The sequence below is a fragment of the Bacillus sp. B1-b2 genome, from assembly GCF_009183415.1.
GTDB lineage: Bacteria > Bacillota > Bacilli > Bacillales > Cytobacillaceae > Niallia.
The window spans coordinates 23,771-44,973 of record NZ_WEHU01000010.1 but is presented as its reverse complement, the minus strand read 5'-3'; the positions used below and the strand labels follow the sequence as shown (position 1 = coordinate 44,973).

19 protein-coding genes are annotated in these 21,203 nt (G+C 34.2%); 18 read left to right on the top strand and 1 reads right to left on the bottom strand.

Annotated features, from left to right (window positions below):
• The first annotated feature begins 96 nt into the window (after positions 1-96).
• The 11 genes from F9279_RS11475 (at position 97) to F9279_RS11425 (ending at position 14,240) form a co-directional block, all read left to right on the top strand.
• Entirely contained in the window at positions 97-2,193 is a 2,097-nt protein-coding gene (locus F9279_RS11475) for a transglycosylase domain-containing protein (protein ID WP_152113115.1), read from the top strand.
• Positions 2,194-2,734: 541 nt separating this feature from the next.
• A complete protein-coding gene (gene qoxA, locus F9279_RS11470) occupies positions 2,735-3,673 on the top strand; it encodes a cytochrome aa3 quinol oxidase subunit II (protein ID WP_152113113.1) in 939 nt (312 codons plus the stop codon).
• The gene (gene qoxB / locus F9279_RS11465; protein ID WP_152113111.1) at positions 3,663-5,615 is read left to right on the top strand and encodes a cytochrome aa3 quinol oxidase subunit I; all 1,953 of its coding nucleotides are present in this window, start codon (positions 3,663-3,665) and stop codon (positions 5,613-5,615) included. The genes qoxA and qoxB overlap by 11 nt, the downstream gene beginning before the upstream one ends.
• Positions 5,615-6,214, top strand: a complete 600-nt coding sequence (gene qoxC, locus F9279_RS11460; protein WP_413463206.1) for a cytochrome aa3 quinol oxidase subunit III — start codon at positions 5,615-5,617, stop codon at positions 6,212-6,214. The genes qoxB and qoxC overlap by 1 nt, the downstream gene beginning before the upstream one ends.
• A gap of 15 nt (positions 6,215-6,229) precedes the next feature.
• On the top strand, positions 6,230-6,535 hold the full coding sequence (qoxD, locus tag F9279_RS11455; RefSeq protein ID WP_152113107.1) for a cytochrome aa3 quinol oxidase subunit IV: 306 nt from the start codon (positions 6,230-6,232) through the stop codon (positions 6,533-6,535).
• A 656-nt stretch (positions 6,536-7,191) separates the two neighbouring features.
• On the top strand, positions 7,192-8,181 hold the full coding sequence (locus tag F9279_RS11450; protein ID WP_152113105.1) for a Gfo/Idh/MocA family protein: 990 nt from the start codon (positions 7,192-7,194) through the stop codon (positions 8,179-8,181).
• 59 nt (positions 8,182-8,240) lie between these two features.
• Positions 8,241-9,128, top strand: a complete 888-nt coding sequence (locus tag F9279_RS11445) for an ROK family protein (RefSeq protein ID WP_152113103.1) — start codon at positions 8,241-8,243, stop codon at positions 9,126-9,128.
• 196 nt (positions 9,129-9,324) lie between these two features.
• Complete coding sequence (locus tag F9279_RS11440) at positions 9,325-10,020, top strand: response regulator transcription factor (RefSeq protein ID WP_152113101.1); 696 nt, start codon at positions 9,325-9,327, stop codon at positions 10,018-10,020.
• Positions 10,010-11,428, top strand: a complete 1,419-nt coding sequence (locus tag F9279_RS11435; RefSeq protein WP_152113099.1) for a sensor histidine kinase — start codon at positions 10,010-10,012, stop codon at positions 11,426-11,428. The genes F9279_RS11440 and F9279_RS11435 overlap by 11 nt, the downstream gene beginning before the upstream one ends.
• A 224-nt stretch (positions 11,429-11,652) precedes the next feature.
• Complete coding sequence (locus F9279_RS11430) at positions 11,653-13,161, top strand: S1C family serine protease (RefSeq protein WP_152113097.1); 1,509 nt, start codon at positions 11,653-11,655, stop codon at positions 13,159-13,161.
• A gap of 188 nt (positions 13,162-13,349) precedes the next feature.
• The gene (locus F9279_RS11425) at positions 13,350-14,240 is read left to right on the top strand and encodes a peptidylprolyl isomerase (protein WP_152113095.1); all 891 of its coding nucleotides are present in this window, start codon (positions 13,350-13,352) and stop codon (positions 14,238-14,240) included.
• Between the two features lie 41 nt (positions 14,241-14,281).
• On the opposite strand, the gene def is transcribed toward F9279_RS11425, so the two are convergent.
• Positions 14,282-14,863 (bottom strand): peptide deformylase, encoded by a 582-nt coding sequence (gene def, locus F9279_RS11420; RefSeq protein ID WP_152113093.1) that lies wholly within the window; start codon positions 14,861-14,863, stop codon positions 14,282-14,284.
• Positions 14,864-15,039: 176 nt separating this feature from the next.
• Here def and F9279_RS11415 point away from each other — a divergent pair, with 176 nt between their 5' ends.
• The 7 genes from F9279_RS11415 (at position 15,040) to F9279_RS11385 (ending at position 21,153) form a co-directional block, all read left to right on the top strand.
• Positions 15,040-15,753 carry a hypothetical protein gene (locus F9279_RS11415; protein ID WP_152113091.1) on the top strand — a complete coding sequence of 238 codons (714 nt, stop codon included), beginning with the start codon at positions 15,040-15,042 and terminating at the stop codon, positions 15,751-15,753.
• A 551-nt stretch (positions 15,754-16,304) separates the two neighbouring features.
• Positions 16,305-16,553 (top strand): hypothetical protein, encoded by a 249-nt coding sequence (locus F9279_RS11410; protein WP_152113089.1) that lies wholly within the window; start codon positions 16,305-16,307, stop codon positions 16,551-16,553.
• A 261-nt stretch (positions 16,554-16,814) separates the two neighbouring features.
• Entirely contained in the window at positions 16,815-17,357 is a 543-nt protein-coding gene (locus F9279_RS11405) for a helix-turn-helix domain-containing protein (protein WP_152113087.1), read from the top strand.
• Between the two features lie 23 nt (positions 17,358-17,380).
• Positions 17,381-18,487 carry an ABC transporter ATP-binding protein gene (locus tag F9279_RS11400; RefSeq protein WP_152113085.1) on the top strand — a complete coding sequence of 369 codons (1,107 nt, stop codon included), beginning with the start codon at positions 17,381-17,383 and terminating at the stop codon, positions 18,485-18,487.
• Positions 18,477-19,283 (top strand): ABC transporter permease, encoded by an 807-nt coding sequence (locus F9279_RS11395; protein WP_413463205.1) that lies wholly within the window; start codon positions 18,477-18,479, stop codon positions 19,281-19,283. Before F9279_RS11400 ends, F9279_RS11395 begins: the two co-directional genes overlap by 11 nt.
• On the top strand, positions 19,280-20,080 hold the full coding sequence (locus F9279_RS11390) for an ABC transporter permease (RefSeq protein WP_152113081.1): 801 nt from the start codon (positions 19,280-19,282) through the stop codon (positions 20,078-20,080). The genes F9279_RS11395 and F9279_RS11390 overlap by 4 nt, the downstream gene beginning before the upstream one ends.
• Entirely contained in the window at positions 20,080-21,153 is a 1,074-nt protein-coding gene (locus F9279_RS11385; RefSeq protein WP_152113080.1) for an ABC transporter substrate-binding protein, read from the top strand. Before F9279_RS11390 ends, F9279_RS11385 begins: the two co-directional genes overlap by 1 nt.
• Positions 21,154-21,203 lie beyond the last annotated feature (50 nt).

Sequence of the window (21,203 nt, the reverse complement as noted above, 5' to 3'; positions counted from 1 at the left end):
TTTTCATAGGAAGTTTGCAACAAAATCTAATTCATTTACGTCCATTTATATAGAGAAAGAGAGAATATCTATTACAGGTAAAGGAAAGGTCGCAAAATGGAAAGAATAAAACCTTATTGGGATGGCTTCCGTCGTTTTTGGAAGAAGAGACATTTAACCCAAATAATTTTATTAGCATTATTACTTGTTATCTTAGTATCCATATTATACTTTACTTATTTAGCTTCTCAAGCAAATGTAAGTACTTTAAAAGCAGGTTTAAGCCAAGCTACCGTTATATATGATAAAGACGGAGACGAAGCAACTAAAATTAGAACGGAAAGAACAGAGGGAATGGAGTTAGAGAATATCCCAGACTATGTTCCAGCAGCAGTCGTTTCCATTGAAGATGAACGCTTTTATGAACATAATGGATTTGATGTAAAGGGGATTACTCGAGCCTTCTTCAAGAATTTAATGGCTGGTAGAATTACTGGCGGTGGTAGTACGATTACACAACAGTTAACAAAAAATGCCTTATTATCTCCTGAACAAACCTACAAAAGAAAAATAGAAGAATTATTTTTAGCTGTAGAGTTAGAAAAGGTCTATAAAAAAGATGAAATACTACAAATGTATTTAAATCATGTCTACTTTGGAAGTGGTGCATGGGGAATAAGTCAGGCTTCACTGACTTACTATAACAAGGATATTAAAGACGTGACTATTAGTGAAGCAGCTTTGCTGGCAGGTTTATTACAAGCACCATCAGCTCTAGATCCATATAATAATTATGATGGAGCAATTGCAAGACGGAATGTGGTCTTAAAAAAGATGTATGACTTAAAGCAAATTACAAAAGAAGAATATGAACAAGCGATAATGGAGGAAATAAAACTAGAAGATGGTGGAGGTTCTTTCATTGAAAGAGAGTATTCTTATTTTGTAGATGCTGTTATAGATGAAGCTATTAATAAGTATGGCTTAACTCAAGAAGAAATTTTAAAAAGAGGGTATAAGATTTATACAGAAATGGATCAAAATCTTCAATCATCACTTGAAAAAACATTTGCAAAGGATTCCTTATTCCCATCAAGTAGAGATAACACAATAGTACAAGGTGGAGCTGTATTACTTGATCCAGAGACAGGTGGAGTTAGAGGACTTGTTGGTGGAAGGGGAGAGCAGGTATTCAGAGGATACAATAGGGCTACACAAATAAGAGTTCAACCTGGTTCTACTATGAAGCCTTTAGTAGTATATACACCTGCTTTAGAAGAAGGGTATAAAATTGATTCCATGCTAGAAGATAAGCCATTTGAGAAAAATGGATATCAACCACAAAACTTTTCAAAGACATACAAAGGAGAAGTTCCAATGTATGAAGCACTTCAAGATTCATTGAATGTGCCAGCGGTTTGGTTACTTGATCAGATTGGAATAGATAAGGGATTAAATGCTCTTGATCGGTTCGGTATACCATATGATGAAGTAGAAGATAATTATTTAGGCGTAGCGTTAGGAGGAATGCGGACAGGTGTTTCCCCATTACAAATGGCTAGTGCCTACTCTACTTTCCCAAATGATGGAGTTCGTATGGAAAGTCATTTAATAACGAAGATTGTAGGACCAACAGGCAATGTCTTAGCAGAATATAGCTCAAATGCTACGAAAGTAACTTCTAAATCGGTAACAGATAAAATGACCTCCATGTTATTAGATGTTGTAACAGAAGGCACGGGTCAAGGAGCGAAAATAACAGGCTTTCAGCTTGCTGGAAAAACTGGATCAACTCAACTAGACAATAGTAATATAAATGGCACCAAGGATCAGTGGATGGTAGGTTATACTCCAAATCTAGTTGGTGCAATGTGGTTAGGATATGACAAAACAGACGATAAACATTATCTTCCAAGTACAAGTTCTAAAGATGTAGTGCCGATCTTTAAAGCAATCATGGATCAAGCAGTCCAATATGTAGAGCCTGAGAATTTTGAAGTATCATCGGTGAGTGACATTCTAGCTAACAAAGAGACAAATACGCAAAAAGTAGAGGAAACCAAAAAAGTAATACAAGAGAAAGCAGAACAAATTGAGACTACGATTAAAGAAAACTCCTCTAAGTGGAGCCAAGTAGCAGAAGAAATGAAAGAAGATTTGAAAAATGTCTCCGATAAGGTAAAAAATAAGATTAATGAAGTACTAGGAAATTAACTAGAATAAAGCTTAGCCAGAGATATTACCTTTTAGTATAAGGTTTACGTCTCTGGCTATATTTATATGTAGCTTATAGAGGAAATGAGCATGTAATAATGTTGTGGGGTGATAAATGTAATAGCGAACTAATATCTAGAAAGTAGATTGAAATGATTAAATAGTAGTTATTGATAGAAAAGATAATAATAGTCATTTATAATAGGAGTGTAACCGTTTAAATTGGGAAGTAGAGGGAGAATTGGATATAAAATATGCCTCTAAAAATGTCCAAGGTGTGACGGAGAACATAGATTTTAATAGGAGCATCTGCTATAATAATCAAGTTGATACAATATCAATACATTTTATGCAGAAATGTGACATTTGGAAAAAATATCCTTACGTTTTTTGTCACATTTAAAATGTTACGGATATGATATCATCATACAGGTAGTAATAATATATATTTTACCTATTTAATATGAATGTTTTATGACAAAACATTGAACATTCTGTGAATAATTTAACATTTAAAAAGAAAACGGAAGGAGCTGTACTAATGAAAAAGGGATTTTTAGTATCACTTTTGGCAATTGTTCCTGCATTCATCTTAAGTGGATGTGAATCATTGGTGGTTTTTGACCCACAAGGCCCTGTAGCAAGAAATATTATGCACTTAATTAATTGGTCTATTGTTTTAATGGCTATTGTATGTCTTGTAGTGTTTGCACTCTTTGGAACAATCGTTTGGAAATACCGTGCTTCAAGAAAAAATGCAAAATATGATCCAGAAGAACATGGAAGTACAAAGTTAGAAATTGTATGGACTGTTATTCCTTTCTTAATTATTATCGCACTTACAATTCCAACGGTAAAAACAATCTATGCACTAGAGGAAATACCAGAGGATTATAAGGATATGGAACCAGTTGTTATTAATGTTACTTCAGCTGACTGGAAATGGATTTTCAGTTATCCAGAAGAGGGAATTGAAACAGTTAACTATGTTAACATTCCAGCAGGAGTTCCTGTTGAATTTAAAATGACATCTGCAGGTACTATGCAGTCTATGTGGATTCCAGCTTTAGCGGGACAAAAATACACTATGTATGGTGCTGAAACAGATTTATATGTAGTAGCTGATAACGAAGGTTCGTATGAAGGACAAAATACAAACTTTAACGGAAAAGGCTACTCAGAGATGAAATTTGAAGTAGAAGCTAAATCAGTAGAAGACTATAATGAGTGGGTTGAAGAAGTTAAAGATTCTGCTCCGAAGTTAACAGAAGAAAAATATAAAGAAATTTTAACACCTACACATTTAGGTCGTATGACTTTCTCTAATACTCACTTAGAATGGATTGACCACAGTAAAGGTGGAGACGATAACTACTATTTAAATCCAGAGTTATATCGTGTTCATGGTTACCCAGGTAGAACATTTGAAGATGAATTAAACAATGGTGAAACAGACGGAGGTGAAAGCGATGAACATTAAGTGGGAAGATATAGTTATCACTGGCGATCCATTAATACTTGGAGCACAAATAGGAATTATCTTAACGATGATTGCAGTTGTGGTCGGTGTTACTTATTTTAAAAAGTGGAAATATCTATGGACTGAATGGTTAACAACAGTCGATCATAAGAAAATAGGTATTATGTATATAATTGTAGCTGTATTAATGTTCTTCCGTGGAGGAATAGATGGTTTGATGATGAAATATCAAACAGCTGCTCCAGAAATGGACTTTTTAGATGCTCAGCATTATAACGAAGTATTTACAACACATGGTGTAATCATGATTTTATTCATGGCGATGCCAGCACTAATCGGTTTAATGAACGTTGTTATTCCTTTACAAATTGGAGCAAGAGATGTTGCTTTCCCACAATTAAATGCACTAAGCTTTTGGTTAACATTTAGTGGAGCAATGTTGTTTAACATTTCTTTCGTTATTGGTGGTTCTCCAGATGCAGGTTGGACATCTTACTTCCCGCTTGCAGGTAAGGAATTTACACCAGGTGTAGGTAATAACTTCTACGCTATCGCTTTACAGATAGCTGGTATTGGTACACTTATGACAGGTATTAACTTTATTGTAACTATCTTAAAAATGCGTGCAAAAGGCATGACATTATTGAAAATGCCAATGTTCACATGGACAGCATTAGTTACAAACATCATTATTGTTTTTGCTTTCCCAATTCTTACAGTAGCTTTAGCATTAATGACTTTTGATCGTTTATTCGGAACTCATTTCTTCACGATTTCTGGTGGAGGAAATGCGATGCTTTGGAATAACTTATTCTGGTTATGGGGACATCCAGAGGTTTATATCGTTATCCTACCAGCATTCGGTATGTTCTCTGAAATTATTTCTACTTTCTCTAGAAAACGTTTATTTGGATATGGTTCAATGGTGGTTTCTATTGTAGGTATTGCTATTTTAAGTATGGTAGTTTGGGTTCACCATTTCTACACAATGGGTTCAGGTCCAGTTGTAAACTCTGTTTTCTCTATCACAACTATGTTAATTGCGATTCCAACAGGGGTTAAAATCTTTAACTGGCTATTTACAATGAGAAAAGGCCGTATCGAATTTACGAATGCAATGCTGTGGTCTTTAGCATTTATTCCAACCTTCACTATTGGGGGAGTAACAGGGGTAATGCTTGCAATGGCAGCTGCTGACTATCAATACCATAATACTTTATTCTTAGTTGCCCACTTCCATTATGTGTTGATTCCTGGTGTAGTATACGCAGTATTTGCTGGATTCTACTACTGGTGGCCAAAAATGTTCGGTTATACATTAAACGAACGTATTGGTAAATGGCACTTCTGGTTATTTAATATTGGTTTTAACGTAACATTTATGCCTATGTTCTTCTTAGGACTAAAAGGTGCAGTTAGACGTTCATATACATTCTCAGCTGAGTCTGGATTTGGACCATTATTCTTAGTATCTGCTATCGGTTCATTAATCTTAGCAGCAGGTTTCGCTGTGTTCGTATATAACATTTACTACAGCACTCGTTATGCAAGCAGAAAGAACTCAACAGATCCATGGAATGCTCGTACTTTAGAATGGCATACTGCTTCTCCAGTACAGCCATATAACTTTGCAATCACTCCAGAAGTAAAAGAACTTGATGCTTTCTGGCACATGAAAAAACGTAATGAAGGCTTAACATTAGATGAAAAAGAATTAAAAGAGATACACATGCCAAGTAATTCTGGTCTTCCAATCATTATGGGTGGTGTATTCTTAGTAGTAGGATTCTTTATGGTATTTGAGTGGTTTATTCCGACAATTATCTTTACTTTAGGAATCTTCGCTTGTTTAATTATTCGTTCCTTTGACTATGATGATGGCTTCCATATTAAATTGGATGTTATTAAGAAAACGGAACGTGCATGGAGAGGTGAGAAATAATGGCAAAAGTCGATACATCCTTACCGTTAGAATACCAAACAGAACAAAACCGTTTAAATATTCTAGGCTTCTGGATCTTTTTAGGAGCGGAAGTAGTGCTTTTCGCTACTTTATTCGCAGCTTACGGTTCTCTTAAGGATAACTTCGCAGGCGGACCTACTCCAGCAGAATTGTTTAAATTAAAAGATGTAATGATTGAGACATTATTACTATTAACTAGTAGTTTCACATGTGGTGTAGCGATATGGTACATGCGTAAACAAAACTTAAAAGGTTTATTAACATGGTTAATCATTACACTTTTATTAGGTGCAGGTTTCGTATTTGTGGAAGTAAATGAATTCGTTCATTATGTTCATGAAGGTGCTACAATGCAAACAAGTGCATTCCTTTCTGCATTCTTTGTATTGCTAGGAACACACGGATTGCACGTTTCTATGGGTATTGGTTGGGCAATACTAATTATTATCCAATTAGTTAAACACGGCTTAACACCAACTACTGCTCGTAAAACATTTATTATCAGTTTATATTGGCATTTCCTAGACGTTGTGTGGATCTTTATCTTTACATTCGTTTATCTTGCTAGGATACAATAAGGGGGGTAATAACAAATGGCGAAAAATCATGAAAATGAAAAGTTCCCTGTAGGACATCTTGCAGGATTCATCGTATCTTTATTACTCACCTTTGCAGCAGTAGCAGCAAAATTGTACACTGATCTTCCTATCGTAACTGTAATGTGGATTATCGGAGCATTAGCAGTGATTCAAGCGATTCTTCAGTTATTTATGTTTATGCATTTAACAGAAGGTGAAGGAAAAGTACAAACTATTAATATTATTTACGCATTCTTCTGTGCAATTGTAGTTGCTGGAGGAACAATCTGGGTAATGACATCAGGTCACGTACATTATTAAGATTTAGTAATAGATAACTAATGAGAGCTTCCACTATGTGGAGGCTCTCAGCTTGTAGAAAAAGTATAATAGAAAGATCAAATAGAATTTTTATCAAGATGACTGGAGTGGAAGGGGTGAGACTCCTGTGGGATCTGTGAGACAGCTGAGACCCTGCAGGCCAAAGGCAGACCGCGGCTCAGCGCGAGCCCCACGGAAAGCGAACCCCTGTAACGTAAATCATCCCCTTATTCAGTGGCTTGATTAAATATACTACTTTATATTCTCCCTCTATTACATTGAGGGGTTTCTCGACAGCCTGAGAGCTTCCACTATGTGGGGGCTCTTTGTTTATATTAAACTTATAAGTAGCATATGAATGATTCTCTATAAAATAATTGATAAGCATGAGAGAAGAGGAATCAAAGCCCATTACTCCAGTATTCCATTTGAAAACAAAGAAACAAGGTTTAACAACCCATTTCTCAAAGCGCACTCCGTAATAACACTTTATATGAGGTCCCCTCGTAAAACCCTAATAGGCTATCTATTAATTCTTCATGTAACCATATTTTCAAAAGATAAAAATACCTATTCAATATTGCTTTTTTTGTGTATTACATAGAAAATAAAGACACTGGTATACAATAATTCTACATAATGATAGGAGGATCCTTATGAGCGTTCGTTTTGGAATAGTAGGAACTAATTGGATCACAGAAGCATTTATTCAGGCTGCAACTAGTATCGAGGACTTTCAATTAACGGCAGTATACTCTAGAACATTGGATAAAGCGAAAGCGTTTGCGGATAAATATAATGCTACATATACATATACAGATTTAGAGAAAATGGCAAAAAGTGATACATTTGATGCGGTGTACATTGCGAGCCCTAATGCTTTTCATGCAGAGCAAGCTATTACCTTCTTAAAGAATAAGAAACATGTCTTAACAGAAAAAGCATTTGCATCTAATGCCACTGAAGCAAGAAAAATGATTGTAACTGCTAAGGAAAATAATACATTACTAATGGAAGCCTTAAAGACAACTTTTCTTCCAAATTTTCAAACCATCGAAGAGCATCTTGCGAACTTAGGTACTATTCGTCGGGCATTTATAAGCTATTGTCAATACTCATCACGTTACGACGCTTATAGAGAAGGAAATGTTCTCAATGCTTTTAAGCCAGAATTATCTAATGGAGCATTAATGGATATAGGTGTTTATTGTATTTATCCGATGGTTAGCCTTTTTGGAAAACCAAGAGCAATTAATGCTAATAGTTATCTATTAGAAACAGGCGTAGATGGGCAAGGCAGTATTATAATGAATTATGAAGATAAAGACATTGTGATTATGTATTCTAAAATTACCAATTCTTATGTCCCTTCTGAAATTCAAGGAGAAGATGGAAACATAATCATCAATCAAATGAATACACCAACAAAAGTCGAGCTGTTATATCGTAATGGGGAGAAAGTAGATATTACTCGACCGCAAAAAGAGGAATCTATGTATTATGAAGCAAAGGAATTTATTGATTTAATAAACAATGGGAAACAGGAATCTTCCATTAACTCTTATGAAGTGTCTCTACAAGTAATAGAAATTATGGATGAAGTAAGAAGGCAAACCGGAATTGTTTATCCTGCTGACTCGAAGTAATCCATGAATAAAGAACTGCAAATATAACTAGAAGATTACTAGTAAAGGGAGCGAGAGTAATGACTTTATTTGGTGCAATTGAAGCAGGTGGAACAAAATTTGTATGTGCAGTTGGGGATGTGACAGGAGCAATAAAAGAAAGAGTCTCTATTCCAACAACTACTCCAGATGAAACAATGCCAGAAGTGATTTCCTTTTTTAAAAAACACTCTGTAGAAGCAATTGGAATTGGTTCTTTTGGTCCGATTGATGTGGATAAAGATAGCCCTACCTATGGAAACATTACTACAACCCCAAAAACAGCTTGGAAGGACTTCCCTCTCCTACAAGCCGTTCAGAAGGAGTTCCAAATACCAATTGGATTTAATACAGATGTTAATATAGCAGCAATGGGAGAGGCAGTACTAGGAGCAGCTAAAGGGGTAGATAGTTGTCTCTATATTACGGTAGGAACAGGAATTGGCGCAGGTGCTTATATAAATGGAGAATTACTTCAAGGACTAACACATCCTGAAATGGGTCATATATTGGTTAGGAGACATCCAAAAGATGCTTATAAAGGAAGATGCCCCTATCATGGAGATTGTCTAGAAGGACTAGCAGCAGGACCAGCTATTGAAGAAAGATGGGGCGATAAGGCTTTTAACCTAGGAGACCAGGAAGAGGTCTGGGAAATGGAAGGGTATTATATGGCACAGGCATTGATGCAATACATATTAATTCTCTCTCCAAAGAAAATTATCCTTGGTGGTGGTGTCATGAACCAGGAGCATGTACTAAAGCACGTATACCAACACCTTCAGGACCTATTAAATGGTTATGTCCCTTATCCACAGGTTACTACTCATTTACATGAGTACATTATTAGACCAGGACTAGGTGATAATGCTGGAATTACAGGTGGCATATTGCTAGCAGAAAAAGTATATAAAGAGCAACAAAAATAATGAATAACCATTAAAGCCATTAAAAGATAATAAGTCTTTGGTGGCTTTTTTTATAGGGAAGTCATTTCCTAGAGATTATGAACAAATTATTTCCTATCCATGAACAATCCATTAAACATCCGCCCTTCATATTGCTTCCATTAGAAAATACGGGTTTAATGAGAGTATGATTCTTTAATAGAAGGGGAACAAATCTATGAACATTTTAGTGATAGAAGATAATGAGAGTGTTTGTTCCATGCTTTCCATGTTTTTCTTAAAGGAAGATTTTCAGTCTACCTTTATTCATAATGGAACAGAAGGTTACAATCATTTGATGGAAAATAAATATGATATGATTATATTAGATTGGATGCTTCCAGGTTTAGATGGAATCACCATATGCCGTAAAATAAGAGAAAATGACAATTCTACACCTATTATTATGTTGACTGCAAAGGATACAGAATCTGATCAAGTGCTTGGGCTCGAGATGGGAGCAGATGATTTTGTTTCCAAGCCATTTAGTCCCTTAGCATTAATTGCGAGAATAAAGGCAGTTTTCAGAAGAAAAGGTAATCCTATTGAATCAGAAACAATAATAGATAGCAGTATAGTAAAAGTAGATAAGAACACAAGAGAAGTAGTTGTAGACAATTTGCCTGTAACTGGCTTAACACCAAAGGAGTTTGACTTATTGGCATTCTTTGTGCAGTACCCTAAACAGGTATTCTCACGCGATCAAATACTACAGCAGGTTTGGGGCTTTCAATTTTATGGAGATGATCGAACAGTGGATGTCCATATTAAAAGGCTCAGAAGAAAAATAGCTAGAGAAAATCAACCATTTCTTCACACAGTATGGGGAGTGGGGTATAAATTTGATGAAACGGTGGTTGTAAATGAGGATTAAATATATCTATCAACAACTAATAAGTCACTTAAGTGTCATTTTAGTTGCCTTATTAGTATTAAGTATTATCTTCTCCCATTATGTAGAAAAACTTGTTTTTTCCATGAAAACGGATGAACTACAAGGATATGGAGCTAATATTGTTCAGGAGGTGAAAGGCGAAGATTTATGGTCACCAAGTACCTATGCTACGCTGCTTCGATATTCTGAAGAACTAAAAGGTACTGGAATAACGATTGGAATCTTTAATTCACAGCAAAATCTAATCTGGTCATTCGGAAGAGATCTTGATATAACTATTACGCAGTCTGAGTGGAATGAAATGAAAGATGGCAGAAGCACAGTAATTAAACCAAGTACTAGAAGAGGAGATCAAGATGTTGCTCTTGTTGCTATTCCTTATTCTGTAAATGGTAAGGTAGCGGGAGGAATCATATTAACATCTCCTCTTGTAGAATCAAAGGAAATGATCAATGAAATTAATCACTATTTAATCTATATATTAATTATTGCTTTTGCAATTGCACTGTTGCTCAGCTTTGTATTATCCAGAATTCATGTAAAGAGGATTAAGAAGCTTCAAGAAGCAACCAGTCATGTTGCAGAAGGGGATTACAATATTAAAGTATTTTCTTCTAACTTTGATGAAATTGGAGAGTTAGGTCAGGATTTCAATCAAATGGTAGATAGGTTACGAGAATCAAAAGAGGCCATAGATGCATTAGAGCATAGAAGAAGACAGTTTATGTCAGATGTGTCTCATGAATTGAAGACACCTTTAACTACTATAAGTGGAGTTATAGAGGGCTTGAATAATAATATGATCCCAGAAGCTGAGAAAGAGAAGGGTTTACATCTTATTAGACAAGAATCTAAAAGACTAATAAGACTTGTAAATGAAAATTTAGATTATGATAAAATTCGCTCTAATCAGATCGTCTTAATGAAAGAAAATATTTTAGTTAGCGAAGTGTTAGAAATTATCTATGAGCAATTATATATTCAGGCCGAAGAGAAGAGTGTAAAAATACATGTAGAAGTAGATGAAGAAGCAATTATTTTTGCTGACTACGATCGTTTAATCCAAATAATTATTAATACTACCAAAAATAGCATTCAATTCACAGATAATGGTGAAATTTGGTTAAGAGGATTTATGGATGGAAACAAAACGATTATCCAAGTAGAAGACACTGGTATTGGGATTGAAGCGAGTGAGATCGAGAGTATTTGGAAAAGGTTTTATAAAGCAGATATTTCGAGAACCAATAATCCGTATGGAGAATTTGGTCTAGGTTTATCCATTGTAAAGCAATTAGTTCAATTTCATAATGGGGAAATAAAAGTAGAAAGCGAAAAAGGAAAAGGCACTATATTTACTATCTCCTTCCCGACAGAAGAAAAATAATCTAATTAACACCATTTCTCTAAAAGAAGTATACATTGCTATATATTCCTTCAAATTTCATAAATTTTTCTTGGTCTTTTCAAATTTTGTTCATAATTTATTCATATATGATGGCTATTATGTATGTATAAAGTAACTAACAACAAACGAACTAGAACCTACAGACAATAGATGAAAAAACAAAGTGAAAATATAAATAAGTGATGAATTAGGAGGAAACGTAAATGAGTGACTTTGAAAAAAGAAATGATTGGAATAGTGATTCTAAAGGAGAAGAGAAAGAAAACCACTTTGATCCAAACGATAGTAAGGACATTTATGCGAACAACGAAATGGAACAGGATAATCTAGATTCAGAGGAAAGCTATAAAGAGGCAATTCCTAGCAGCAATGATACAGAAGACATAGTTTTTTCAAGTGAAGCAGAAAAAGCTAACAGCTCAGTAGAAGAAACAAGAACAGATGCACAAGCAGCAGAGAGCAGAGTGGCAGTGGCACAAGAGCCAGAGGCAAGAACAGAGAGAGTAAAAGCTAAGAATGGAAGAGCATCTAAAACAAAAGGCTTTATCTCTTTATTAGCTGCAGGTGTTGTTGGCTCAGCTCTTACTTTTGTAGCCATCCCACACACCGATCTCTATAATGATTCCTATTCTAAACTAGAGCAACAAGTCGCAGATCTTACTAGTAAGGTGAATGGTACTAGTTCAAGTGCAATAACAGCAAATACTACAGCTTCCACTTCTACAAGTGATGGAACAAGTACAACAATTGCTGATATGGTGGAAGCATCATCTAAAGCAATTGTTGGAATTGAAAATATGCAAGCACAAAGTGATCCTTTTTCCGAAGAATCAAGTGATGTAGAATCAGGCTCAGGTTCTGGTATTATCTTCAAAAAAGATGATCAATATGCTTATATCGTAACAAATAACCATGTTATTGAAGATGCAAATACCTTACAAATCTCCCTTTATAATGGAGATCAAACAGAAGGGAAATTAATTGGTGCAGATGCTCTAACCGATTTAGCAGTTGTTAGAATTGATGCTAAATATGCTTCCAATGTGATAAACTTCGGAGATTCATCTACTTTAAGACCAGGAGATCAGGTCTGGGCAATCGGTAACCCACTCGGATTAGAGTTATCTAGAACGGTTACACAAGGAATAGTGAGTGCAGTAGATAGAAGTATTACGGTGAACACATCTGCTGGCGATTGGGAATTCAATGTTATTCAAACAGATGCTGCCATTAATCCAGGGAATAGTGGTGGAGCTCTAATCAATAGCTCTGGCCAAGTAATTGGAATTAATAGCTTGAAAATATCAGATGATGGAGTAGAAGGACTAGGGTTTGCCATCCCAAGCAATGATTTAATTCCTATCGTCAATGAAATTATTGAGAATGGTAAAGTGGAGAGACCTTATCTTGGTGTAGGATTAGCAAGTCTAGAGGAAGTACCACGTATGTATCTTCAAGACCTTCCAAATGATGTAACTCAAGGGGTTATGATTACAAATGTAGATGCTAGTTCAAATGCTGCTAAAGCAGGTTTACAAGTACAGGATGTTATCGTAGCTATTGATGGTAACAAACTTACTAATTCAACAGATTTAAGAAAATACTTGTATTCTGATGTAGAAATTGGAGATAAAGTAGAGCTACAGATTTATAGAGATGGTAAATCTCAAAATGTTGAATTAACATTAACAAGCAACACAAGTACTAATTAACGACACGTTTCATGTGAAACATAGTAGATTTTGTCGAAAGAATTCCATCTTATACCGATTAAAAGGTGGAATTTTTTAAATCTGTTAATAATTTGGTCATAATTATATGATACTATAGTATAAGAGTAATAATGGAAGCATGTCCATTATACTTAAAAAAATACTTGCAGAGAGGATTTTAACATAGTATGAAGAATAAGAAAGTACTTATTCCTGTTTTAGCGGTAATTCTTGTGGCGTTAATAATAGGAGCAGTTTATCTAACACAACGCAGCGAGACAGTAGCAACAATTGATGATGAGAAAATATCTCAAGCAGAGCTTAATGAAGAGTTAAATAAACAATATGGCTCAACCGTACTTAGTACTATGATTACAAATAAAGTAGTCGATTTAGAAGCTGACAAAGCTAAAGTGGAAATAACAGATAAAGAAATTGACGCTGAAATGGACAAAGTTTATGAGCAGTATGGTGGAGAAGAGACTTTCAATACTTTATTAGCTCAAAACGGACTTACATTAGATACGTATAAAGAAAGTGTTATTCAAAACCTTAAAGTAACGAAGATTCTTGAACCATCTATTGAAATTACAGATGAAGAAATTCAAACATACTTTGATGATAATAAAGCAAGTTTAGACACAGCAGCACAAGTACAAGCTAGTCACATTTTAGTAGAAGATGAAGCAACTGCTAAAGAAGTGAAGCAAAAGTTAGATGAAGGTGGAGACTTTGCAGAATTAGCAAAAGAATATTCTACTGACACTGCTACAAAAGACAATGGTGGAGACTTAGGTTTCTTCTCTTCTGGACAAATGGTAGAAGCATTTGAAACAGCTGCTTTTGGTATGGAAGTTGGAGCAGTTAGTGATCCTGTTCAAACAGACTACGGCTACCACATTATCAAAGTAACTGATAAGAAGGAAGCAAAAGAAGCGACCTTAGAAGATTCTAAAGAAGAGATTAAAGACACATTATTACAACAAAAAATTCAAGAACAAGCAAGTACTTGGTTATCAGAAGCTACTGCTAAATACAAAATTGATAACAAATTAGCTACAACTACAACAGAAGAATAAGAAAAAGGAGAGCGATTAAAAAAATCGTTCTCCTTTTTTTCTTATATGAAAGGCTCTATATCTAAGTTAGCAGGTAATTCAAAAGGATTGTTTTTATTAATGTGATCGTAAAATAATACTCCATTAAGATGGTCTATTTCATGTTGAAAAACAATTGCTTCATAGTCTTTTAACTTTAGTTTTATTTCTTCCCCATGAATCGTATAGCCGCGTACGGTTATTCGCTTATACCGTGGAACATAACCTGTTATTTGTCTGTCAATAGACAGGCAGCCTTCGCTCTCTGGAATATAAATCATACTAGCAGAGTGGCTAATAATTTTAGGATTAATCAACATATACTCCAATGGAGCACTGTTTTGTTGCGGAATATAGCAGGCAAACATTCGCTTATTAAGACCAATTTGATTGGCAGATAAGCCAACACCAGCACGTAGTTGATATTTCTGTGAAAGAATAGGATCCTGACTATTCTTTAAAAACTGTAGCATACATAAAAGCTCCTGAATATCTTCGGAAGAAGGAGGAAGAGAAACCTCTTGGACTTTTTCTCGCAGAATAGGGTCACCTTCTCTAATGATATCACTCATCGTTATTATATAATTCTCCGTAAATTTACTCATATAGTGGTTCAACTCCAACAATATAATATTATTTAAAATCTATGATAGATCGTACAGGAATGAAAAAAAGCTGTGTTCTTATAATAGTAAAAAAAAATACATATAAAACCACATTAAGGACAACCTAACAAAGATAAAAAGTACAAAAATTTAATAGATGGAAAGGAAGATAGAAAGTGAAAAAAATAAGTACATTACTAGTACTAGCTTTAGTACTATCTGCATTAAGCTTTGCGCCAATCACTAAAGCAGCTCCCGAGGAAGGTAAGATAACAGAAGAAGATCAGCAATTTATATCAGAAATGGCTAAAAGCTTAGGCATTGAAACAGACGGTAAAGATAATTTTACAATAAAAAAAGAAATTCATGAAGTTCTAATAAAGAAAGAAGCTGAAAAACTAGGTATTAAAACAGAAGGTAAAGATATACAGAAAATTGCCATGGAAGTACATACCGCTCACTTAAAAGAAGAGGCGAAAACACTTGGAATTAAAACAGAAGGTAAAGATACAAAAGCTTTAATGAAGGAAGTATTTGAAACAAAGATTAAACAAAAAGCTAAAGAACTGGGAGTTTCTACAGATGGTAAGACAATGGAGCAATTGGGAAAAGAAGTCCATGAAAAAATGATAATGGCAGAAGCAAAGAAATTAAATATCCAAACAGAAGGAAAAGAATTTAAAGATCTTGCAGAAGAAATTAGAGATACACAAATTATGAATAAAGCAAAAGAATTAGGATTAGAGACAAAAGACAAAGATTCAAAAGAGTTATTAAAGGAACTAATGATTAAGCATCCAGAGGCTGCAAAGGAATTGAAACTATTCCCAAACTATGGCGGACAAATCATGTTTGGAAAACACCATCATAAAAAGAGAGACCAGGAATAATTAAAAAGGTTAACTATCCTACTGTTGTCGGATAGTTTTTTGCTTATTAAGGTATTCATTCTGGTAAGAACACACTTGATAATATCAATATAGCAATCCCATATCATATATTTTCCAAGGTGTACCCACCTCCTTGAACCATGATAATTAAGAGATAAGAGTATAATGATGCTAAATAATTAAAATTGTTCAATATAACAAACAGTTAAGAATGTTGTAAAGATAATGTTTTCTTATGTTTGAACCTGTAAATGATGCCCAAAAAATTAGAACTTTAGAAACTTAATTCTATATATCGAAATGAGTCTAATGTCCTATTAACAAATAGGATTTTCAACCTAATTATCTATTTTTGATAGAAATAGAGACAAAAACATGTAATTTTCTAGAATGATTAGTATTCTTAAATAAGCAGGCTTAGACAGTAGTGTGAAAATGAAATCCATAAAGGTTATACTATATAACCGTAAAATGGGGAAACAATCAATGCATTCCTCGCTTAATATCTGTTAAGTTGCTGCAGTAAAAAGGGATAATAGGAGGAAGAAGGTTTGAAGGAATATTCCAAACTACGAATTACGGAAAAAGATGAAAATATATTTAAGGCATTATGTGATTTGTATAAGGAAAAGGATAAGCAAACAGGTGTGGGTCCTACTGAGATAGGAATCAGAGTTGGTAGAGATGCATATGATGCATCTGCGTATTGTAATGCCTCTCTTAAGAAATTAATACATTTTAATAAGATTGAAAAAATAGATAATGGAAAGTATGTTCCATTAGAACAATCTTGCCAATAATAGTATAGTTCAAAAAGAAATAAGCGGAAGCACATATATCTAGATTTGGAAAAGGATAATACTATCCTTACTAAGTAGATATAGTTGTGGTTCCGCTTATTTTATTTCCTTAATAAATAACTATAATAATTGGAAAAAAATATTGCATCTTAAGCAAATTTATGTATAATAAACGAAGTGAAAGTAAACTTTAAGTTTAGATATACAAAACAACTATCATTGAAAGTTTACTATATCTAAACAAAAAAAGTAGGTTAGTACATGGAAATTGGAAAAAAAATAAAAAATTTACGATTGAAAAAAGGTCTTACTCAAGAAGAACTTGGAGAGAGAACAGATCTGAGTAAAGGGTATATCTCTCAGCTTGAAAGAGATTTGAGTTCTCCTTCCATAGAGACTTTCTTTGATATCTTAGAAGTATTAGGTTGCACTCCAAGGGACTTCTTTGATGATGATGATCGCAAAAGGAAAGTTGTCTATTCAAAAGAGGATATCACTGATTATTTAGATGAAGAAAAAGGATACCGAATTCAGTGGCTTGTTCCAGAATCAAATGAAAAGGAAATGGAGCCTATTCGTCTCTTTTTTGAAAGTAATGGAGAGTTCAAACGTTTTGAACCATCTTTATCTGAAACATTCGCTTATGTAATGGAAGGAGAAATTCTTCTAAAGTTAGGCGGTCAAGAGTATAAAGCCAAAAAAGGGGAATCTATTTACTATCATGCAACCGAGGAACACCAAATTATTAATTGTCATGATGGTTCAACAGAGATTCTTCTAGTAGCAACAAATTCTTATTTATAAAATGGGACACAAAGGAGGATATCATGGCAGAACAATCTATTATTCGTTTTGAAAATGTATCAAAGAGTTATGGCCAGGATACAACTGTTTTAGACAATGTAAGCTTTGAGATAGAAAGAGGACGATTTTATACCTTGCTTGGCCCGTCAGGATGCGGAAAGACAACTATTCTACGTTTAATTGCTGGTTTTATGGAGCCAACAGAAGGAGAAATTTTCTTTAATGGAAAACTAATTAATAAAGTTCCAGCTAATAAAAGACAAGTTAACACCGTATTTCAAGACTATGCTTTATTTCCACATTTAAATGTATTTGAGAATGTAGCGTTTGGTTTAAGAATTAAGAAATGGAAAAAACAAGTTATAGAAGAAAAGGTCAAAGAGGCTCTTCGTTTTGTTAATTTAGAAGGATATGAGAGTAGAGAGATAAGTGAAATGTCAGGTGGGCAAAGACAGCGTGTTGCTATCGCAAGAGCAATTGTAAATGAACCTGAAATTATTCTATTGGATGAGCCATTATCTGCATTGGATTTAAAGCTAAGAACAGAAATGCAGTATGAATTAAGAGAGTTACAAACTAGATTAGGAATTACCTTTATTTTCGTAACACATGATCAGGAAGAAGCGCTAGCAATGTCAGATGAAATCTTTGTGTTGAACAAGGGGAAAATTGAGCAAAGTGGAACACCTACCGATATTTATGATGAGCCGATTAACCGCTTTGTGGCAGACTTTATTGGAGAATCTAATATTGTACCTGGAAAGATGGAAAGAGATTTTGTTGTGCACTTTGGCAATAAAACATTTGATTGTGTAGATGGTGGATTTCATGATAATGAGCTTGTAGAGGTAGTTATCCGACCTGAAGATTTAGAAATAACCTCGATTGATGCAGGGAAATTAAAAGTGAAAGTAGATACCCAATTATTTAGAGGGGTTCATTATGAAATCTCTTGTTATGATGCAGATGGAAATGAATGGCTTGTTCACTCAACAAGAAAAGCAATAGTAGGAGAAGAGATTGGATTGGATTTTGATCCAGAAGCTATTCACGTTATGCGCTTAGGAGAGACAGAAGAAGAATTTGACAAGCGACTAGAGGCATATGAAGGTGTGGCCAATGAAAAATAGTACTAGATGGTTCACTATTCCTTACTACCTATGGATTGCTCTCTTTGTTATTGCACCAGTTGCACTTATTGTTTATTATTCATTCTTTGATATAGAAGGATCATTGAGCCTTGCTAATTATCAGAAGTTCTTTACACCAGTGTATTTATTGATGACATTAAATTCATTTTGGTATGCTTTCTTAATTACCCTTATTACTTTAATGATTGCATATCCTACAGCATATATACTAACAAAAACAAAGCATAAACAACTTTGGCTATTATTAATTATATTACCATCTTGGATTAATCTATTATTAAAAGCATATGCATTTCTTGGTATTTTCGGGACATATGGAATAGCAAATGAAACATTGGACTTTTTGGGAATTGGAAAACAACAAATCTTATTTACCGATTTTAGTTTTCTATTTGTAAGTGTTTATATTTTTATTCCATTTATGATATTGCCGATCTTTAACTCTCTAGAGAAGTTAAATCCTAGTTTGCTTGATGCATCACAAGATTTAGGGGCATCATCTTTTACAACGTTTCGTAAGATTGTCTTTCCATTAACGGTAGATGGAGTAAAATCAGGCTGCCAGGCTGTATTTATTCCAGCTCTATCTTTATTTATGATAACTAGATTAATCGCAGGAAACCGTGTAATCACTCTTGGAACTGCCATTGAACAGCATTTCTTAATTACTCAAGATTGGGGTATGGGTTCAACAATTGCCGTGTTCTTAGTTATTATTATGATTATTATTATGGTTCTTACTGGAAGTAGAAAGAAAGAGAGGAGCGTAAAATGAAGAAACTATCTAAATGGTCTGTTTTCTATTTAAGCCTAATTTTTATCATTCTCTATGCTCCTATCCTCTATCTGGTTTTCTACTCTTTTAATAGTGGGGGGACCATGCATGGTTTTGAAGGGTTTACCTTAGAATGGTATAAAGAATTATTTCAAGATTCAAGATTACTAGTCATCGTACTCAATACGATTATCATTGCACTATTATCAGCAGCAATTTCGACCATTATTGGGGTTCTAGGAGCAATCAGTATCTCCATGATAAGAAAAAGAACCTTGCGGGATTCCATTTTATCTTTAAACAATGTGCTTATTGTTAGCCCAGACGTAATCATAGGAGCTTCCTTTTTAATATTCTTTACCATATTAGGAATTAAGCTAGGATTTACATCTGTCCTACTATCACATGTGGCATTTTCTATTCCTATTGTAGTAATTATGGTTTTACCAAAATTAGAAGAAATGAGTCCCACGTTGATAGATGCTGCCTTAGATTTAGGAGCTAGTTGGAAGGAAGTATTAACAAAGGTTATCATTCCATATATTTCTCCTGGAATACTTGCAGGGTTTTTTATGGCTCTAACCTATTCATTAGATGATTTTGCTGTAACATTCTTTGTAACAGGAAACGGATTTACCACTCTTTCTGTAGAGATTTATTCATTAGCCAGAAGAGGAATTTCCTTAAATATTAATGCTTTATCTACCCTGTTATTCTTGTTTACTTTAATCCTTGTTATTGGCTATTACTTCATTACGAAGCGAGTTAATAAAAGTCAACAAATGGGGGTGAAATAATGAAACCTCTAGTTCGTGGATTAATAGCTATTTTTGCTTTATCCTTTATTCTTTTATTTGTTGTTCATCAGTTAAATACTAGTAGAGGTTATACAAGTGGGAATACAATAACCGTTTTTAACTGGGGAGATTATATAGATGAAGATTTAATTACAAAGTTTGAGGATGAAACAGGAATAAAGGTAATATATGAAACCTTTGATTCGAATGAAGCCATGATGACTAAAATTGAGCAAGGTGGGACTAACTACGATATTGCCATTCCTTCTGAATATACAATAGAAAAAATGAAGGAAGAAGATTTATTGATTCCCATTGATCATGCTAAACTTTCTAATCTGAAATATATAGATACTCGATTCATGGATTTATCCTTTGATCCAGGAAACGAATATTCTATTCCATACTTTTGGGGAACAGTTGGGATCGCTTATAATACCAAGATGTTGGAAGGAAGAGAGATTACTTCTTGGAATGATCTATGGGATACAGATTTGAAAAACAAAATCTTATTAGTGGATGGTGCAAGGGAAATTATGGGGATGAGCTTAAATAGCTTAAACTATTCCTTAAATGATAAAAATCATCAACATTTAAAAGAAGCAAAAGAAAAGTTAGATACACTTACTCCTAATGTAAAGGCTATTGTAGGGGATGAAATTAAGTTATTACTTGGAAATGAAGAAGCTGCTATAGGAGTATTATGGTCAGGAGATGCTTCTGAAGCAATGGCGGAGAATGAGGATATTGAATATGTAGTGCCTGAAGAAGGATCCAACTTGTGGTTTGATAACATGGTTATTCCAAAAACAGCTAAGAATATTGATGCTGCACATCAGTTCATTAACTTTATGCTAGATCCTCAAAATGCAGCTCAAAATACGGAATACGTAGGATACTCTACTCCTAATAAAGGAGCAATGAAGTATTTACCTGAAGAAATTACAAGTGATAAACGTTTCTACTTAGATGAAGAATTAACATCCAAATTGGAAGTGTATGAAAACCTAGGTAAACAATCACTATCTGAATACAATGATCTTTTCTTACAGTTTAAGATGCATCGGAAGTAGAAATGAAATCGAAAGCTGAAATGTAACTTGCAAGCTTATGATGGTTGTTT

Excerpts from the sequence above, each read along its gene's own strand:
- qoxA (WP_152113113.1), top strand. The coding sequence starts at position 2,735 with ATGAAAAAGGGATTTTTAGTATCACTTTTGGCAATTGTTCCTGCATTC.
- F9279_RS11440 (WP_152113101.1), top strand. The coding sequence starts at position 9,325 with ATGAACATTTTAGTGATAGAAGATAATGAGAGTGTTTGTTCCATGCTT.
- F9279_RS11450 (WP_152113105.1), top strand. The coding sequence starts at position 7,192 with ATGAGCGTTCGTTTTGGAATAGTAGGAACTAATTGGATCACAGAAGCA.
- qoxB (WP_152113111.1), top strand. The coding sequence starts at position 3,663 with ATGAACATTAAGTGGGAAGATATAGTTATCACTGGCGATCCATTAATA.
- qoxC (WP_413463206.1), top strand. The coding sequence starts at position 5,615 with ATGGCAAAAGTCGATACATCCTTACCGTTAGAATACCAAACAGAACAA.
- F9279_RS11445 (WP_152113103.1), top strand. The coding sequence starts at position 8,241 with ATGACTTTATTTGGTGCAATTGAAGCAGGTGGAACAAAATTTGTATGT.
- F9279_RS11400 (WP_152113085.1), top strand. The coding sequence starts at position 17,381 with ATGGCAGAACAATCTATTATTCGTTTTGAAAATGTATCAAAGAGTTAT.
- F9279_RS11405 (WP_152113087.1), top strand. The coding sequence starts at position 16,815 with ATGGAAATTGGAAAAAAAATAAAAAATTTACGATTGAAAAAAGGTCTT.
- F9279_RS11475 (WP_152113115.1), top strand. The coding sequence starts at position 97 with ATGGAAAGAATAAAACCTTATTGGGATGGCTTCCGTCGTTTTTGGAAG.
- F9279_RS11425 (WP_152113095.1), top strand. The coding sequence starts at position 13,350 with ATGAAGAATAAGAAAGTACTTATTCCTGTTTTAGCGGTAATTCTTGTG.
- def (WP_152113093.1), bottom strand. The coding sequence starts at position 14,863 with ATGAGTAAATTTACGGAGAATTATATAATAACGATGAGTGATATCATT.
- F9279_RS11390 (WP_152113081.1), top strand. The coding sequence starts at position 19,280 with ATGAAGAAACTATCTAAATGGTCTGTTTTCTATTTAAGCCTAATTTTT.
- F9279_RS11385 (WP_152113080.1), top strand. The coding sequence starts at position 20,080 with ATGAAACCTCTAGTTCGTGGATTAATAGCTATTTTTGCTTTATCCTTT.
- qoxD (WP_152113107.1), top strand. The coding sequence starts at position 6,230 with ATGGCGAAAAATCATGAAAATGAAAAGTTCCCTGTAGGACATCTTGCA.
- F9279_RS11435 (WP_152113099.1), top strand. The coding sequence starts at position 10,010 with ATGAGGATTAAATATATCTATCAACAACTAATAAGTCACTTAAGTGTC.
- F9279_RS11395 (WP_413463205.1), top strand. The coding sequence starts at position 18,477 with ATGAAAAATAGTACTAGATGGTTCACTATTCCTTACTACCTATGGATT.
- F9279_RS11430 (WP_152113097.1), top strand. The coding sequence starts at position 11,653 with ATGAGTGACTTTGAAAAAAGAAATGATTGGAATAGTGATTCTAAAGGA.